The 1908-nt window shown below is 65.5% G+C and carries 3 protein-coding genes; 2 read left to right on the top strand and 1 reads right to left on the bottom strand.

The annotated features are described in order from the left end of the window. Together OXG98_07855 and OXG98_07850 are read left to right on the top strand one after the other, a co-directional pair. Positions 1-402 (top strand): substrate-binding domain-containing protein (locus tag OXG98_07855; GenBank protein MCY3771917.1); only part of this gene is annotated, 402 nt, incomplete at its 5' end. Between the two features lie 46 nt (positions 403-448). Continuing rightward, positions 449-1747, top strand: a complete 1299-nt coding sequence (locus OXG98_07850) for a glutamine synthetase family protein (protein MCY3771916.1) — start codon at positions 449-451, stop codon at positions 1745-1747. Here OXG98_07850 and OXG98_07845 read toward each other — a convergent pair. After that, a partial coding sequence (locus OXG98_07845) for a hypothetical protein (protein ID MCY3771915.1) occupies positions 1726-1908 on the bottom strand: 183 nt, incomplete at its 5' end. The two genes, OXG98_07850 and OXG98_07845, sit on opposite strands and share 22 nt — an antisense overlap.

Genomic DNA, 1908 nt, shown 5'->3' with positions numbered 1-1908 from the left:
AGGGAGGGACTCGAAGCGGGACTGAAGGACGCGAACGGCCAGGCAACCGTATCGGAGCTGATCGTCAAGGACTTCGCCTACGAGACCTGCCTGCCGGCGGCGCGACGGTTCCTGTCAGACCCGGAAAACCGCCCGGACGGCGTGTTTGCGGTTAGCGACATCGCGGCAATCGCCTTTGCCGCCGCCCTGAGGGAGGTCGGGCTTGCCGCGGGCAAGGACGTCCCGATCGTCGGCTACAACGACATACCGTCGGCCGCCTGTTTCTCGCCGGCGATCACCACCGTTCGCCAGGATACGCTGCAGGCCGGAACTCTCCTGGTGGAAAAACTCATGCAGATTCTCGAAGGTCTGGCTCCGAAATCCGTTATGCTGCCGACCAACCTGGTTGTCAGGGAGACCTGAAGCGGCGTTGATTCGCGGCGAGGCGGTCTGGGAAACGGAGGTTCCCGTGCAGGATCTGGAGTTGCTGGTTTGCGACACGAACGGCGTGCCGCGGGGCAAGACGGTGGACGGCGCCGCGTTTGCTCCCGGCGACTCGGCGCACATGGCGGCCGCCGTCTTCTTCCAGTGCATGACGGGCGACTATGCCGAGGAATCGATGGCAGCCCACTATCCTGAAGACGGCGACATGCTGCTCGTCCCCGACTGGGCCACCTGCCGGAACGTGCCGTGGAAGTCCGGAGCATGCCGCCAGGTCATTTGCGACACCATCGGCAAGACCGGAGAACCTGTCCCTTTCGATCCGCGCAACGTATTGAAACGGATTCTCGGCATGTACGCGGAGAAGGGCTGGTCACCCGTCGTCGCGCCGGAGATCGAGTTCTACCTGTTGCAGCCGCCCAAACGCCAGGACAAGACACTTGTACCCGCCCCGGGCGTGAACGAAAGGGCGGAGTTCGGCGGCGAGGCGTACAGCAGCGATGCCCTGGACAAGTACGCTCCCTTCCTGGACACCGTGCGCACCATGAGCGCGGATCTCGACATGCCCGTGCAGGCCATGTCGCACGAGTTGGGGCCGGGACAGATCGAACTGAACATCGCCCATGACGAAGCGCTGCTTCAGGCCGACCGGCTCTTTCTCCTCAAGCGGCTGGTGAAGGCCTGCGCACTCCAGCACGGTTACCTGGCCAGTTTCTTGGCCAAGCCCGTCAAGGGCCTCCCGGGAAGCGGCCTGCACCTGCACATGAGCCTGGTCGCCGGGAACGGCACGAACCTTTTTGCACTGGCCGACGGCAAGGCGCCGCCACCGCTGCGCCACTTCATCGCGGGTCTGCAGACGTACCTGCCGCCGGCCTTCGCGTTGATCGCGCCCAACGTCAATAGCTTCAGGCGATTCGTGCCGGGATGGTCCGCCCCCATCAACCTGGAGTGGGGCTACGACAACCGCACGGCCGGGTTCCGGGTGCCGTTTTCCGACGACGCGGCCGGCCGGGTGGAAAACCGGGTGGCCGGCGCCGATGCCAACCCGTACCTGTTCGTCGCGGCAACCCTGGCCTGCGGGCTCCTCGGGCTCGAAGAGAAACTCGAGCCCACGGCTCCCGCGAAGGGCGATACTTATGGGCGGCCGGCCGACCTGCCCGGCGACCTCGAGAACGCGCTGCGGGTACTTGCCGCGCACAAGAAGCTGCGCCGCTTGCTGACAGAGGATTTCGTGGGTGGTTTCGTTGCCGTCAAGCGTGGCGAACTGCGGAATTTCGGGGGTTGGATCACGCCCTGGGAGGTCGGCTACCTCGGGAGCATGCTCTGAGGCGCCGGCGTCGTTTCCGCACCGGTGCCGCCCGGTGGATTGCGGCTCACGATGGCGACCAGGGCCAGCCAGGTGACCATGGAACCGGCGGCAACGGCCATCCCCACCCCGTCGAGCCCGAATTGCCCCTGCATGGAGAAGTAACCGGTAAGGAACACCAG

The sequence above is a fragment of the Gemmatimonadota bacterium genome (assembly GCA_026706345.1).
Lineage (GTDB): Bacteria > JAAXHH01 > JAAXHH01 > JAAXHH01 > JAAXHH01 > JAAXHH01.
The sequence above is the reverse complement of the archived record's forward strand: the minus strand, read 5'-3'. Positions and strand labels throughout refer to the sequence as shown.